Source organism: Bradyrhizobium sp. HKCCYLS3070, from assembly GCF_051167575.1.
Lineage (GTDB): Bacteria > Pseudomonadota > Alphaproteobacteria > Rhizobiales > Xanthobacteraceae > Bradyrhizobium.
On the sequence record NZ_JBNPTI010000001.1, the window covers coordinates 12,869 to 27,485 of the forward strand.

The 14,617-nt window shown below is 65.8% G+C and carries 11 protein-coding genes; 6 read left to right on the forward strand and 5 right to left on the reverse strand.

Features of this window, described 5'->3' with window-relative positions; all coding sequences use genetic code 11:
- Positions 1-203 precede the first annotated feature (203 nt).
- From ACQR03_RS00055 to ACQR03_RS00065, 3 genes are all read left to right on the forward strand, one after another.
- Entirely contained in the window at positions 204-1,463 is a 1,260-nt protein-coding gene (locus ACQR03_RS00055; RefSeq protein ID WP_315754716.1) for a Glu/Leu/Phe/Val family dehydrogenase, read from the forward strand.
- Entirely contained in the window at positions 1,460-2,308 is an 849-nt protein-coding gene (locus ACQR03_RS00060; RefSeq protein ID WP_316186858.1) for a VOC family protein, read from the forward strand. Before ACQR03_RS00055 ends, ACQR03_RS00060 begins: the two co-directional genes overlap by 4 nt.
- 138 nt (positions 2,309-2,446) lie before the next feature.
- On the forward strand, positions 2,447-3,388 hold the full coding sequence (locus tag ACQR03_RS00065; RefSeq protein ID WP_316170689.1) for an NAD(P)H-binding protein: 942 nt from the start codon (positions 2,447-2,449) through the stop codon (positions 3,386-3,388).
- A gap of 746 nt (positions 3,389-4,134) precedes the next feature.
- Here the strand turns inward: ACQR03_RS00065 and ACQR03_RS00070 are convergent.
- Positions 4,135-5,352 (reverse strand): cytochrome P450, encoded by a 1,218-nt coding sequence (locus ACQR03_RS00070; RefSeq protein ID WP_316170597.1) that lies wholly within the window; start codon positions 5,350-5,352, stop codon positions 4,135-4,137.
- 280 nt (positions 5,353-5,632) lie between these two features.
- Here ACQR03_RS00070 and ACQR03_RS00075 point away from each other — a divergent pair, with 280 nt between their 5' ends.
- The 3 genes from ACQR03_RS00075 to ACQR03_RS00085 all read left to right on the forward strand — a co-directional run bounded on the left by ACQR03_RS00075 (position 5,633) and on the right by ACQR03_RS00085 (position 10,690).
- On the forward strand, positions 5,633-6,319 hold the full coding sequence (locus tag ACQR03_RS00075) for a TetR/AcrR family transcriptional regulator (protein WP_315715751.1): 687 nt from the start codon (positions 5,633-5,635) through the stop codon (positions 6,317-6,319).
- Position 6,320: 1 nt separating this feature from the next.
- Complete coding sequence (locus ACQR03_RS00080) at positions 6,321-7,511, forward strand: efflux RND transporter periplasmic adaptor subunit (protein WP_316170596.1); 1,191 nt, start codon at positions 6,321-6,323, stop codon at positions 7,509-7,511.
- Positions 7,512-7,591: 80 nt separating this feature from the next.
- The gene (locus ACQR03_RS00085) at positions 7,592-10,690 is read left to right on the forward strand and encodes a MexW/MexI family multidrug efflux RND transporter permease subunit (RefSeq protein WP_315715753.1); all 3,099 of its coding nucleotides are present in this window, start codon (positions 7,592-7,594) and stop codon (positions 10,688-10,690) included.
- A 121-nt stretch (positions 10,691-10,811) separates the two neighbouring features.
- Here the strand turns inward: ACQR03_RS00085 and ACQR03_RS00090 are convergent, their stop codons facing one another.
- The 4 genes from ACQR03_RS00090 to ACQR03_RS00105 form a co-directional block, all read right to left on the reverse strand.
- Entirely contained in the window at positions 10,812-11,093 is a 282-nt protein-coding gene (locus tag ACQR03_RS00090) for a hypothetical protein (RefSeq protein WP_315776418.1), read from the reverse strand.
- Between the two features lie 25 nt (positions 11,094-11,118).
- Entirely contained in the window at positions 11,119-11,949 is an 831-nt protein-coding gene (locus tag ACQR03_RS00095) for an ABC transporter permease (RefSeq protein WP_316202325.1), read from the reverse strand.
- A gap of 64 nt (positions 11,950-12,013) precedes the next feature.
- Complete coding sequence (locus ACQR03_RS00100) at positions 12,014-12,955, reverse strand: ABC transporter permease (RefSeq protein WP_316188161.1); 942 nt, start codon at positions 12,953-12,955, stop codon at positions 12,014-12,016.
- 145 nt (positions 12,956-13,100) lie between these two features.
- Entirely contained in the window at positions 13,101-14,612 is a 1,512-nt protein-coding gene (locus tag ACQR03_RS00105; RefSeq protein WP_315715826.1) for an ABC transporter substrate-binding protein, read from the reverse strand.
- Positions 14,613-14,617 lie beyond the last annotated feature (5 nt).

The window sequence follows — 14,617 nt, forward strand, 5'->3', positions numbered from 1 at the left end:
CCATTTCTGTCTCACTAAGGGGTGATCGCGGCCCCGGCGCCGCAGATTAGCAAGCGGTCAAAGCGGATCAACGCTGAAATTCTTCGTCAAATCGTCACCTTGGTGGTTGAGATCGGCCGTCTGCTACCGGTGGCCCCCTGCCGCCGGCGCTCGGGTCGCGCTATGGTTGCCGGCCTGCAGAAGCGCAGATTCGGGAGTGGAATATGACTGTCTATGCGGGTCCGGTCTTCGAGATGGCCACCAATCAGTTCAACGTGATCGCCGACCACCTTGGCATCCCAGCCGACGAGCGGGACCGGCTGCTCTTGCCGAAGCGGGCGATCACCGTCTCGTGTCCGATCCACAAGGATGACGGCACGATCGCGGTCTATGAAGGCTACCGGGTCCAGCATCTGCTGACGATGGGGCCGACCAAGGGCGGCACGCGGTTCGCTCCGACGGTCGACATTGGCGAGGTCGCCGCGCTCGCGATCTGGATGAGCTGGAAATGCGCGCTGGTCGGGTTGCCCTATGGCGGCGCCAAGGGCGGCATCAACGTCGATCTCTCCAAACTGTCGAAGCGCGAGCTCGAATCGCTGTCGCGCCGCTATATGCAGGAGATGATCCCGTTCGTCGGCCCGCATACCGACGTGATGGCGCCCGACATGGGCACCAACGAGCAGGTGATGGCGTGGTTCATGGACACGTATTCCATGTACCAGGGGCAGACGGTGATGGAGATCGTGACCGGCAAGCCGGTGTTCTCCGGCGGCACGTTGGGGCGCCGCGAGGCGACCGGCCGCGGCGTCGCCCATGTGTCGAGGCGGGTGATGGATGAGCTGGGCATCGACCCGACCAAGTCCACCGCGGTCGTGCAGGGCTTTGGCAACGTCGGCTCGTATGCCGCGCTCGGCTTCCACCAGATGGGCATGAAGGTGATTGCGGTCAGCGATCACACCGGCGCCCTCCATGATCCGCGCGGCCTCGACATCCCGGCCTTGATGGCGCACGCCGCCAGGCACGGCAGCATTGCCGGCTTCTCCACCGAGCTCGCCTTCGATCCGCGGGAGATCCTGACCCTGGCCTGCGACATCCTCGTGCCGGCCGCGGTCGAGCGGGTGATCGACGCCAAGGTGGCGGCGAACCTGAAATGCCGCGTCATTGCGGAAGCCGCCAACGGCCCGACCACGCCGGATGCCGATCTGGTGCTCGACCAGCGCCGCAACGAGATCTTCCTCATTCCCGACATTCTCTGCAATTCCGGTGGCGTCATCGTCAGCTATTTCGAATGGGTGCAGGACCTGCAGCAGCTGTTCTGGGAGGAAGAGGAGGTGATGCGCAGGGAGTACCAGATCCTTGACCGTGCCTTCGAGCGCATGCTGACGCGCGGCAAGACCGACGGCATCTCCCACCGGACCGCGGCGATGGCGATCGGCGTGGAGAAGGTGCGCGCCGCCAAGAACTCGCGAGGGCTGTTTCCGTGATCACCGGCCTCGACCACGTCGTCGTCCTGCTGCAGGACATCCAGGCCGGCAGCGCCGCGTTCGAGACGCTGCTGGCGCGCAAGCCGTCCTGGCAGAATTCGGGCGAGGGCGCCGATCGCGTCCTGTTCACGCTCGACAATATGAGCCTGGAGCTGATGGCGCCGGCGGGCCAGGGCGTGGCCGCCGACCGCATCCGCAACGTGATCAAGATCTGGGGCGAGGGGCTCGCCAGTATCTGCTTCGCCACCGGCGATATCGGCAAGATGCATCGGCGGCTCGAGCGGGTCGCGCTGAAGCCGGATCCGATTGCCGAGGTCGACAGCACCGACCGCATCTCGGGCCAGACGCTGCATTGGAAGCGCACCCGCGCCATGACCGATCTCACGCGTGGCGTGCGCATGTTCTTCCTCGAGCTCGCCGAGCCGCGCCCGCCGTCCATCAAGACCGCCGATACGGCCGTGCTCGGCCTCGACCATATCGTGATCTCGACCGAGGATCCCGAACGCGCCGCCGCGCTCTACGGCGCGCGGCTCGGCCTCGACATGGCGCTCGACCGCAGCCATCAGGAATGGGGCCAGTTGATGTTCTTCCGCTGCGGCGACCTGATCGTCGAAGTGGTGAAGCGGCCGGTCGCCGGCAACGACAAGGCCCATGACAAGCTGTGGGGCCTGAGCTGGCGCGTCGCCGACATCGAGGCGACGCGCGCGCGGCTGCTCGCCGCCGGCCTGCAGGTCTCCGAGCCGCGCGCCGGCCGCAAGCCGGGCACACGGGTGATGAGCCTGTACAGCGGCACCTGCGGCATCCATACGCTGATCCTGGAGAAGACGCCGCGCGCGGCGCGGTGAGGTCGAAGCGGAGCCGACGGCGTCATGGGCCAGCCGCCCGTGATATAGGTCGGAACGGCATTCGGAGTCTTTGCCACGCCGATGATCTCTCCTTCCGAACCGGCTCCCGCCACTGTGTCCCGTCCACGCCGCGTCTTCATGCTTGGCGCGACGGGAACGATCGGCCGTGCCACGGTACGCGCGCTCGTCGCGCGCGGGCACGAGGTGGTCTGCTTGGTGCATCCGCGCCATGACGCCGTGAAGATCGCGGGCGCCACCGTCAGGACGGGGGATGTCACCGATCCCGCCTCCCTCGCACGTGACGGCTTTGGCGGTGAGCGGTTCGACGCCGTGGTGTCCTGCATGGCCTCGCGGACCGGCGTGCCCAGGGATGCCCAGGCGATCGACTACCAAGCCCATGTGAACGTGCTGGATGCCGCGCGGAGTGCCGGTGTGAGTCACTTCGTCCTGCTGTCCGCCATCTGCGTGCAGAAGCCGCTGCTGGCGTTTCAGAGGGCCAAGCTGGCGTTCGAAGCGCATCTGATGGAGCAGGGGCTGACCTACTCGATCGTCCGCCCGACCGCGTTCTTCAAGTCGCTGTCGGGACAGGTCGCGCGGGTGAAGCAGGGCCGGCCCTATCTGGTGTTCGGCCACGGCCGGTTGACGGCGTGCAAGCCGATCAGCGACGGGGACCTCGGCGACTATTTGGCCGGATGTCTCGATGACGAGCGCCGCTGGAACCGGGTGCTGCCGATCGGCGGCCCAGGCCCCGCCATCACGCCGATCGAACAGGGCGAGCATCTGTTCGCGCTGCTCGGACACAAGCCGCACTTCCGGCACGTCCCGGTGGCGCTGCTCGATGTCATCATCGGCGGGCTCGATGTCGCCAAGCGGATCGTGCCGTCGCTGGCCGACAAGGCGGAGCTCGCCCGCATCGGCCGCTACTACGCGACCGAATCCATGCTGGTGCTCGATCCCGCCACCGGCCGCTACGACGCCGACGCCACGCCGTCGACGGGATCGGAGACGCTGTTCGACTACTACGCCAGGCTGATCCGCGGCGAGGCGACCGCCGAGCGCGGCGATCACGCTGTGTTTTAACCTCGATCTCTCCGCGTCATTGCGAGGAGCGCAAGCGACGAAGCAATCCAGAGTCGCGGGCGCGGCCCTGGATTGCTTCCGCCGTCGCCCTTCGGGCTTTGGCGGACAGGTCGCTTCGCTCGCAATGACGGAGAGATGAGACATGCGGTCTTCTTCTCGCGGCGCGTTTCGCGTCCGAGCTTTACCGTTCGTCCTGCCCTCTTCGAGAAGAGGGCACGGGGAATGCCGGGCGCTGGCCGCACCCATGGCCCGCCTGCGGAAAAAATGCAGGCGGCAGGAACCACAGGTTCAGCCGAGAACACCCGGCATTCCCCGCGCGATGGTTTGACGGCTGCTTCGCGTTCTCCCCGGTGCTCCGGGCTTTCTGGCCACCGTTGCCCGCGCGGCGCGTGAGCGCCGGCACGGGCGTGACACCAGCGTCGGGGTGTCAGGACCACGCGACTTGACCGTGCGCATCGCTGCCGTTCGTCCGCGCGAGGTTCACTCGCGCGCAGCACCGACACGCCCACCGCATCCCGCACCCGACGTTCGTGACGACCGCGAAGCGCCCCTCGTGTGAGGCGGGACGGGAGAACGTATACACGAATTCTGAAAAAAAGAAAGAAAATTCTTTCGACGGTTGAGTGTCGGCGGAAGCGGGCGGGTATCACCCTCTTTGTGTCGCTGGTCGGACCTTCCGACAGCCGCGCGTAGAGCGGATTGCGGACTGAATTGCTCCGGTCACGCCGCGCAACGTGATCCTCGCCTCAGCCGACCACACACGGCACACTCGCAAACCCGCGAAACCGCACCCGGCCGCCGCGCACTGGCTCGCCCTCGAGCTGATAGTTCGGAAACCGCGCCAAGAACCGCCCAATTGCCACGGCGCCCTCCAGCCTTGCCAGCGCCATCCCTGCGCATTGATGGGCGCCGGTGCCGAAGGCGAGGTGGCGGTTGGCGAGGCGGGTGATGTCGAAGCGTTCGGGATCGTCGAACTGGGCGGGATCGCGGTTGGCAGCGCCGATGCACAGCGTGACCGATGTTCCGGGCGCCAACGCGATGCCGCCAAGCTCGACGGCTTCCGTCGTCATCCGATTGCCGAGCTGGTTGGAGCTCTCGTAGCGCAGGATCTCTTCGACCGCGGTGCGGATCAGGTTGGGGGCCTCGATCAGCCTCCTGCGCTCGGCCGGATGCTGGCCCAGCAGCACGAGGCCGTTGCCGATCAGATTGGTGGTGGTCTCGTGGCCGGCATTGAGGAGGAAGATGCAGTTGTGCAAGAGCTCCGTCTCGCTCAGCCGCTCGCCGTCGGCCTCGCCCTGGATCAGCCGGGTCAGCACGTCGCGTTCGGGATTGCCGGGAGCCGCGCGCCGCCGCGCGACCAGGTCTTTGAGATAGGTCAGCATGTCGCCGACCGCCTGGTTGCCACGGGCGAATTGCTCGGCCGACAGCACCGGCTCGAGCGCGCCGAGGATGGCGAGCGACCAGTCGCGCAAGGGGGCGCGCTCCTCGTGCGGCACGCCGAGCAGGTTGCCGATCACTTCGATCGGAATTGCCGCGGCGAAATCCTCGATCAGCTCGAAGCGGTCCTTGGCGGCGATCCGGTCCAGCAGTCCGTCGACCAGCGCGATCAGCGCCGGCTCCATCTCGGCGATCGCGCGCGGCGACAGCGCGCCCATGATCAGGCGGCGCACCCGGGTGTGCGCCGGAGGATCGTTGAAGACGAGGCTCGTCGTGTGATGCTCGTACAGCAGCGAGTTGCCGTATTTGGGCGCGAACTCGCGCTTCTTGTCCGACGAAAACGTCCTGGTTGCCTTATAGGCGGTGATCAGATCGTCGTAGCGGGTGAGGAAATAGGAGCCGTTGCGCATGCGCTTGACCGGGGCGTGCCGGCGCAGCGCGCGATAGGTCGGGTAGGGATCGGCGTAGAACTCCGGCGTCAGGCTCTCGAGATCGAACTGGCTGGCGAGCGCTGCGTCGTCGGTCATGTCTGGTCCTCCCGGCCGATTCTTGTTTTTGTCCCGGCGACCGTCGCACGGCGAGCGGCGGAAGAAAATGTGCCCGCCGCGGTGGTCTCCGCGCGGCCTTGCGTCCACCGATGGAGCGGTGCCCCAGATCCGCCGCTTTGAGAGGTATAAAATTGCCTTTGGCGCCGGTGAAATCCCGCCTGCAATTTCAGGGACTTGGCCGCCGACCCTGCTGCGCCGCGGCATCTTTCTTGACACAGATCAAGTGAGTATTTACTCACGGCCGATGTCCACTTTGCGCATGACAAGCGATCTCCGCAGGCAGCTGATCCTCGGTGCAGCCAAGCGCTGCTTCGCGCGTCATGGCTATGCCGGCACCACGACCAAGAGCGTGGCCGCCGCGGCGGCGATCTCGGAAGCGCTGCTGTTCAAACATTTCCCCTCCAAGGCGGCGCTCTATGCGGAGATCCTCACCGAGGAGTGTGAGACCGATCCGGATTTCGAGGTGCTGCTCAGCCAGGAACCTTCGACCGCGACGCTGGTCATGCTGATGGCCGGGATGGTCCGGCATTTCCTCGGCATTGCCGACGGCCCCAATGAGGAAGAAGAGCAGCGGCTGCGGCTGATGGCGTCGAGCCATCTCGACGATGGCGAGTTCGCAAGGCTGCTGTATACGAAGATCGATGATCTGATCGGCGCCAAGTTCGTTAACTCTCTGGACAGCGCCGTTGCCTCCGGTGACGCCGTGCGATTGGCGGCCGCGCCGCGCGATCTGTTCTGGTTCGCGCATCACACGGTATTGATGGCGGCATTGACGCGGCTTCCATCCATTCCCTGTGTGCCGTATGGAACTGCGGCGAGCTTGGAGCGCCAGCTCAGCGAATTCATCCTGCGCGGCATCGGACTGACCGACGCCGCCATTGCGTGCTACCTCGATCACGAATTGTCGCAACCTCCGGCCCGGCCGGCGACGGCAGAAAGTGCATGACATGAACATTGCGACGGAACCCAAGCTCTCAGGAAAGCCGGTCGACGGCAAGCCGCGCAAGCGCACCCGCCCGGTGCTGTGGTTCATCGTGGTTGGCGGCCTGCTCGTGGCGCTGGTCGGCGGTCTCGTATGGTTCAACATGTTCCGCGACAAGATGATCGCGCAGTTCTTCGCCAACATGAAGCCGCCGCCGCTCAACGTCAGCGTCGCGACGGCGAGTTCGGAGACGGTGCCGAACCTGTTGACCGCAGTCGGCGATCTCGCCGCCGTGCATCAGGTCAACGTGACCTCGGACGTCAGCGGCCGCATCACCGACATCATGTTCACGCCGGGCTCCACGGTGAAGCAGGGCGCGCCGCTGGTGCAGCTCTATGACGCGCCGGATCAGGGCGATCTCGCCAACTACAAGGCCCAGGTGACTGTGGCGCAATTGTCGCTTGATCGCGCCAAGCAGCTGGCGTCGCGCCAGTTCGGGCCGCAGGCGACCGTCGACCAGGCCCAGGCCGCCTACGACCAGGCCCAGGCCGGCATCGCCAAGACCGAGGCGCTGATCGCGCAGAAGCTGGTGCGCGCGCCGTTCGACGGCGATCTCGGCGTCCGCAAGGTCGAGGTTGGCCAGTATCTCAGCGCCGGCACGCAGATCGTGTCGCTGACCGATCTGTCGGAGCTGTGGGTGAACTTCACCGTGACGGAGAAGGACAGCGGCCAGCTCAAGGTCGGCCAGACCGTCCGCATCGGCGTCGATGCCTATCCGGGCCGGACCTTCGAAGGCAAGATCACCACGATTGAGCCGCAGATCGCGACCGACACGCGCAACATCCGCGTGCAGGCGACGATCGCCAATCCGGAGCGCATCCTGAAGCCGGGCATGTTCGCCACCGCCACCGTGGTGCTGCCGGAGAAGCCGCCGGTGCTGACGGTGCCGGAGACCGCGGTCGACTACACGCTCTATGGCGACTCGGTGTTCGTCATCAACGAGAAGAAGACCGACGACGGCAAGACCGCGCTGACGGCCGACCGCATCTATGTGCAGACCGGCGACCGCATCAACGGCCGCGCGGTGATCCTCAAGGGCCTCAAGGAAGGCGATCGCGTCGTCGCCGTCGGCCAGCTCAAGATCCAGTCCGGCGCCGCGGTCGCGATCTCCACCGATCCGCTGCCGCCGGTCCCGGCGAAGCCGCCGCGCTACTGAGCGACCTCTGATCCAATGCTGGGCCGCCCTGAGGCGGCCCGCCCGGACCTCATCTGACTTCTGCTGACGGGATTGCCGCGATGCGTTTCACCGATATCTTCATCAAGCGCCCGGTGCTGTCGGTCGTGGTCAGCCTGCTCATTCTGCTGCTCGGCCTGCGCGCCGCCTTCGTGCTGCCGATCCGGCAATATCCGAAGCTGTCCAACACCGTCGTCAACGTGACGACCGTCTATCCCGGCGCCTCCGCCGATCTGATGCAGGGCTTCATCACCACGCCCTTGGAGCAGGCGGTCGCATCCGCCGAGGGCGTCGACTACATCACCTCGTCCTCGGTGCAGGGCACCAGCACGATCCAGGTGTTCATCAAGCTCAATTTCGATCCGAACCAGGCGCTCACCGAGGTGCTCGCCAAGGTGAACTCGGTCCGCTACCTCATTCCGAAGGAATCCAACGATCCCATCGTCACCAAGACGACGGGACAGACGACCTCGGTGATGTATCTCGGCTTCTCCAGCGAGGAGCTGTCGGGCTCGGCGATATCAGACTATCTGACGCGCGTGGTGCAGCCGGTGCTGTCGACCGTCGATGGTGTCGCCGCGGCGAACATCCTGGGCGGCCAGACCTTTGCGATGCGGATCTGGCTCAATCCGGAGAAGATGGCCGGCCGCAACGTGTCGCCGACCGATGTGGCGGCGGCCATCGCCGCCAACAACTTCCAGTCCGCGGCCGGCCAGGCCAAGGGCTATTTCATCGTCTCCAACGTCACGACCAACACCGGCCTGACCGACGTCAACCAGTTCAAGCGGATGATCGTCAAGGCCAAGGACGGCGGCTTCGTCCGCATGGAGGACATCGCCACCGTCGAGCTCGCCGCGCAGAGCACCGACGCCAGCGTCGCCTTCAACGGCGAGCGCGCGATCTTCATCGGCGTCGACGCGACGCCGCAGGGCAACCCGCTCAACATCGTCAAGGGCGTGCGCGCGCTGTTCCCGGACCTCGAGCGCAATTTGCCGCCGTCGATGAAGATGAAGGTGGCCTACGATTCCACCAAGTTCATCCAGTCGTCGATCGACGAGGTCGAGCACACGCTCGGCGAGGCCGTGCTGATCGTCATCGTCGTGATCTTCCTGTTCCTGGCGTCGCTGCGCTCGGTCATCATTCCCGTCGTAACCATCCCGCTGTCCTTGATCGGCGTCTGCACGATGATGCTGGCGTTCGGCTTTTCCATCAACCTGCTGACCCTGCTCGCCATGGTGCTGGCGATCGGCCTCGTCGTCGACGACGCCATCGTGGTGGTGGAGAACATCCATCGCCATCTGGAGGAGGGCAAAGCGCCCGTGCAGGCCGCATTGCAGGGCGCCCGCGAGATCGTCGGTCCCGTCGTCTCGATGACGATCACGCTGGCTGCGGTGTATGCCCCGATCGGCTTCCTCGGCGGTCTCACCGGCTCGCTGTTCCGCGAATTCGCGTTCACGCTCGCCGGCTCGGTCATCGTCTCCGGCGTCATCGCGCTGACCCTGTCGCCGATGATGTGCTCGGTGCTGCTGCGCAGCGCGGAGGAGGGCCGCTTCGCGCGGCTCGTCAACCGGGTGTTCGGCGCGATGACGCGCTGGTACGGCCGCCAGCTCGACCGCTCGCTCGACTACCGGCCGGTGACGGCGCTGTTCGCGCTGACGATCCTCGGCCTCGTCGGCTTCCTCTACATGCACACCTCGAAGGAGCTGGCGCCGGAGGAGGATCAGGGCATCGTGTTCTCGATCACCAAGGCACCGAAATACGCCAACATCGACTACATCAACTTCTACACCGACAAGGTCGACAAGGCGTTCCAGAAGTTCCCCGAGACCGACCTTCGCTTCGTTCTGAACGGCATCCTCGGCCCGCAGGGCGGCTTTGCCGGCATGCTGCTCAAGCCCTGGGACGAGCGCACGCGCTCCTCGATCAAGCTGAAGCCGCTGGTGCAGGCGGAGCTGTCCAAGATCGAGGGCATCAACGCCTTCGCCTTCAACCTGCCGGCGCTGCCGGGCGGCCCCGGCGGCCTGCCGGTGCAGATGGTGATCAGCTCGACCAGCGGCTTCCAGGCGGTCTATGAGCAGATGGCCAAGCTGAAGGACGCCGCCCGCAAGAGCGGCATGTTCATCGTCTCCGACAGCGACCTCGAGTTCAATCAGCCGGTGGTCAAGGTCTGGATCAATCGCAGCAAGGCGAGCGATCTCGGCATCACCATGCAGTCGATCGGCAACACGCTGGCCGTACTGCTCGGCGGCAACTACATCAACCGCTTCAACCTCGAGGGCCGCTCCTATCAGGTGATTCCGCAGGTGCCGCGTGACAAGCGGATCTCGCCGGAATCGCTGTCCGGCTACTATGTCGCGACCTCGGCCGGCCAGCAGGTGCCGCTGTCGACCGTCGTCAACATCGAGACCGCGACCGACCCGAACTCGCTGACGCATTTCAACCAGCTCAACTCGGCGACCTTCTCCGCCGTGCCGATGCCGGGCGTCACCGTCGGGCAGGCGGTCGACTTCCTGGAGAAGCAGGCCAAGAACCTGCCGTCCGGCTTCAGCCACGACTATCTCGCCGACGCCCGTCAATACGTCCAGGAGGGCAATCAGCTCGCCATCACCTTCGGCTTCGCGTTGGTCATCATCTTCCTGGTGCTGGCGGCGCAGTTCGAGAGCCTGCGCGATCCGCTGGTGATCATGATCAGCGTGCCCATGGCGATCGTCGGCGCGCTGATCCCGCTGTTCTTCGGGCTGGCGACCATGAACATCTACACCCAGGTCGGCCTGCTGACGCTGGTCGGCCTGATCACCAAGCACGGCATCCTGATGGTGGAGTTCGCCAACGAGCTGCAGCTCAACGAGGGGATGGACCGCCGCACCGCCATCGAGACGTCCGCGCGCATCCGCCTGCGGCCGATCCTGATGACCACGGCGGCGATGGTCACCGGCCTGATCCCGCTCTTGACCGCGACCGGCGCCGGCGCCGCCAGCCGCTTCTCGATCGGCCTCGTCGTCGTCGCCGGCATGTCGATCGGCACCTTGTTCACACTGTTCGTGCTGCCGGCCGTCTACACCGTCATCGCCACCAACCACCAGGCCGCCGCCAAGTCGCTGCGCGCCCGGCAGATCGCCCAGTTCGACGCCGAGACCGACCACGCGCTGAAGGCGACGTGAGCGGGCAGTTTCTTTGGGGGGCTGAAGATCAACGGCGGCTGCTCCTGGCAGTCGCCGTTTTTGTCGGGCCGTCTCTTTCTCCCCTTACTGTCGTCACGGCCGGCGGCGCCCGCCGCGGCGCTCAGCACAGCGGCCTCTTAAAGAACAGATGGTCGAGCAGGATCAGCAGAGCGGCGATGCCGATGATGATGAAAAACGCGAAGGCGTAGTGCAATGACCGATGGAAGTGCGCGCGATAGGCGCGGGAATATTCGTCGGCAGTGACACGGCGGAGCGTGAACCAGCCGCGCCATTCCGGTGCATGGCTCGCCATCAAGACCCGCTCGCGAAACGCCAGCGCCCAGATCACGACGCCAGCCCCCATGTCGACGATCGTCAACAATCGCAGGAGATCCTCAGCCATTCGAGCTAGCATGGAGAGACCTCGCTCACTCGTCCTGCTGCGGATCGAGCGCGTCGCGCAGGCCGTCGCCCAGCAGGTTGAGCGACAGCACGACCAGGAAGATCGCAAGCCCCGGCCAGATCGCCATCCACGGCGCGTTGGTGAGGAAGCGCTGGGCGGCGTTGAGCATGCTGCCCCAGGACGGGGCGGGCGGCTGCTGGCCCAGGCCTAGGAATGACAGCGCGGCCTCGGCGATGATGGCGGCGGCGACCGACAACGTCGCCTGAACCAATAGCGCCGGCATGATGTTCGGCAGGATGTGCCTGACCGCGATCTGCAGGTCGGTATCGCCGACGCTGCGGGCGGCCTCGACATATTCCTCGACCTTGACGCTCATCACCTCGCCGCGGGTCAGCCGGACGAAGATCGGCGTCGCCGAGATGCCGATCGCGATCATGGCATTGCCGAGGCTCGGCCCCAGGAACGCCGCCAGCGCGATCGCCAGGATCAGGAACGGGCAGGCCAGCATCGCGTCGGTGATGCGGCTGATCAGAGCATCGAGGAAGCCGCCGCGGTAGCCTGCGATCATGCCGATCGGGACGCCGATCGCCAGCGCGATGGCGACCGAGATCGCTCCGGCCAGCAGCGAGGCCCGCGCGCCGTAGATCACGCGGGCCAGCATGTCGCGGCCGAGATCATCGGTGCCGAGCCAATGCGCCGCCGACGGCGCCTTGCGCACCAGCGCCCAGCTCGTCTTGATGGGATCGTAGGGCGCCACCACCGGCGCGAGCACGGCGAGGAGGATGAAGGCCGTGATCAGGCAGAACCCGACCATGGCGCCTTTGCGCTTCACCAGTCGGCGCAAGGTGCGCTGCATCGGCCGCTCGAGCGGAGCGAGGGCGCGGGCTCCGTGCGGAGCTGACAGCATCGTCTCGGCCATCTCAGCTCCTCAGCCGCGGATTGACGAGGACATAGGCGAGATCGGCGATCAGGTTCAGCATGATGTAGACGGTGGCGGTGACCAGCACGACGCCCTGCACGACGGCGTAGTCGCGATTGAACACGGCATCGACGATCAGCTTGCCGAAGCCGGGGATCGAGAAGATCTGCTCGGTCAGCACGGCGCCGGACAACAGCGTCCCGAGCTCGAGCGCGCCCAGTGTGATCACCGGCGTCAGGGCATTGCGCAGCGCGTGGCGCAGGATGACCTGGCGTTCAGAGATGCCCTTGGCGCGCGCGGTGCGGATGTAGTCGCTGCTCAGCACCTGCAGCATCGCGCTGCGGGTGTGGCGCATCAGGATCGCGGCGATGGCATTGCCGAGCACGAAGGCCGGCATGATGGTGGCGGCGAGACTGGCCCGCCAGTCCTCGGCGGGCGAGACGTAACCGGAGGCGGGCAGCCAGCCGAGCTGGATCGAGAACAGGAAGATCAGCATGATGCCGAGCCAGAAGTTCGGCGTCGAGATGCCCCACAGCGCAAACAGGTTGGCGGCATAGTCCCAGGCCGTTCCGCGCTTCACGGCGGAAACGATGCCGGCGGGAATGCCGATCAGGAACGCGATCACGATCGCCATCGAGGCGAGCTGCAGGGTCACGGGCAGCTTCTGCAGGATGAGGTCGCGCACCGGCATCTTGATGCGCAGCGACTCGCCGAAATCGCCCGAGAGCACGCCCTTGATCCAGTAGCCGTACTGAACCGGAAGCGGCTGGTCGAGCCGATACTGTTTGCGGATCTGCTCGATCACCGCCGGATCGCGCTCCTCGCCGGCCATCACCAGCGCGGGATCGCCGGGCAGGAGCTGTTGCAGCGAGAAGATGAGGATGGAGACAAAGATCAGCGTCGGGATGATCTGGGCGATGCGGCGGGCGAGGAACGTCAGCATGATCTGCGTCCCTCGCGGCAGTCACCCGGCGCGTCATCGGAAACCGGTCGTGCTCCCAGCGTTCCCTCCCCCACAAGGGGCGAGGGAGCGCAGCGCGCGCGAGGCGTCGCGGTCGCGTCCCAACGAAGGGGGGCCAAGTGACTGCTCACTTCAGCTTCAGGCCGATCACGCGCACCAGGCCGTCCGGCATCTGCTTGTAGCCCTCGAGCTTCTTGGTGTGCGCGATCAGGATGCGTCGGTGGTAGAGGTAGAGAATCGGCTCGTCCTCGATCTCGAGCTTGGTCAGCTTCTCGTAAAGCGCCTTGCGCTGGGCCATGTCGGTCACCAGCCGTGCGTCGCTGAGCGCCTTGTCGGCCTCGGCGTTGGCCCAGACGCTGTAGTTCTGCGGCGCGTTGCTGTGCAGGAACACGTAGCTGTTGCCGTCGGGATCGATCCGGCCGCTCCATGACAACATGAACGCCTGATAGTCGCCGGCCTCGGCCTGCTTCAACGAGGTCGCAAACTCCGTCACTCGGATCTTCATGTCGAAGCCGGCCTCGGCGGCCATCGACTGTACGACCTGGGCGGCCGCCTCGGTCTCGGCGCCCTTCGGTACCATGAAGTCGACCGCGACAGGCGTCGTCACGCCGGCCTCTTTCAGCAGCGCCTTTGCCTTCTCGACATCGCGGGCACGCACCGGGAAGGCCTTCTGATAATAGGGATGCGAGGGATTGACCCACTGGTTGCCCGGCATGAATTCGCCGTTGAAGACCACCTGGTTGAGCGCCTCGCGGTCGATCGCGAGATCGAGCGCCTGGCGCACCTTCGCGGACTGGCTGAGTGGGCCCTTGGCCTTGTCCTTGCCGATGTTGAGCGTGATGCCCTGATAGCCGAGCTCGATCGCGGTCGACAGCGCAAGCTTGGAATCGGCGCGCACGTCCTTGATGTCGGTGGCGAGCACGCGCTCGATCAGGTCGAGGGCTCCGGACTTCAGGTTCGCCAGCCGCACCGTGGCGTCGACGATCGGCTGGTAGACGATCCTGTCGATGAAGACGTTGTCCTTGTTCCAGTAGTCGGCGAACTTCTCGAACACGATGCGGTCCTGCTGGACGCGCTCGACGAACTTGTAGGGACCGGCGCAGACCGGATGCAGGCCGAACTTGTCGCCGGCCTCCTTGGCCGCCTTCGGCGACACCATCATGCCGGCGCGGTCGGTGAGCTGGGCGATCAGCGGCGAGAACGGCGCTTTCAACACCAGCTTGATCGTCAAGGGATCGACGACGTCGACATGATCGAGCGAGGCCAGCTCCGGCTTGCGGAACGAGCCGGGGAGGGTGAGATGGCGGTCGAGCGAGAACTTGGCGGCCTCAGCGTCGAACGGCTCGCCGTCATGAAACTTGACGCCGGGCCGGAGCTTGATGGTGACCTCCTTGCCGTCGGCCGAGGTCTGCTGCGACAGCGCGAGCTGCGGCACGATGTTGAGCTTGTCGTCGATGTCGAACAGCTTGTCGCAGGTCGCGGCGAAGACGATGCGGCCGACATAGGTGCGGGCCATGGTCGGATCGAGAACGTCGGGGTCCTCGGCAAGGCCGATGCGCAAGGTGGTCTGCGCCTGCGCGACCGGCCCCCAAGAGGCCACGACAACGGCCGCGACCGCGGCCAAGCACCAGTTCCTCATCATCC

Excerpts from the sequence above, each read along its gene's own strand:
- ACQR03_RS00075 (WP_315715751.1), top strand. The coding sequence starts at position 5,633 with ATGACAAGCGATCTCCGCAGGCAGCTGATCCTCGGTGCAGCCAAGCGC.
- ACQR03_RS00095 (WP_316202325.1), bottom strand. The coding sequence starts at position 11,949 with ATGCAGCGCACCTTGCGCCGACTGGTGAAGCGCAAAGGCGCCATGGTC.
- ACQR03_RS00055 (WP_315754716.1), top strand. The coding sequence starts at position 204 with ATGACTGTCTATGCGGGTCCGGTCTTCGAGATGGCCACCAATCAGTTC.
- ACQR03_RS00090 (WP_315776418.1), bottom strand. The coding sequence starts at position 11,093 with ATGGCTGAGGATCTCCTGCGATTGTTGACGATCGTCGACATGGGGGCT.
- ACQR03_RS00105 (WP_315715826.1), bottom strand. The coding sequence starts at position 14,612 with ATGAGGAACTGGTGCTTGGCCGCGGTCGCGGCCGTTGTCGTGGCCTCT.
- ACQR03_RS00080 (WP_316170596.1), top strand. The coding sequence starts at position 6,321 with ATGAACATTGCGACGGAACCCAAGCTCTCAGGAAAGCCGGTCGACGGC.
- ACQR03_RS00100 (WP_316188161.1), bottom strand. The coding sequence starts at position 12,955 with ATGCTGACGTTCCTCGCCCGCCGCATCGCCCAGATCATCCCGACGCTG.
- ACQR03_RS00065 (WP_316170689.1), top strand. The coding sequence starts at position 2,447 with ATGCTTGGCGCGACGGGAACGATCGGCCGTGCCACGGTACGCGCGCTC.
- ACQR03_RS00070 (WP_316170597.1), bottom strand. The coding sequence starts at position 5,352 with ATGACCGACGACGCAGCGCTCGCCAGCCAGTTCGATCTCGAGAGCCTG.
- ACQR03_RS00085 (WP_315715753.1), top strand. The coding sequence starts at position 7,592 with ATGCGTTTCACCGATATCTTCATCAAGCGCCCGGTGCTGTCGGTCGTG.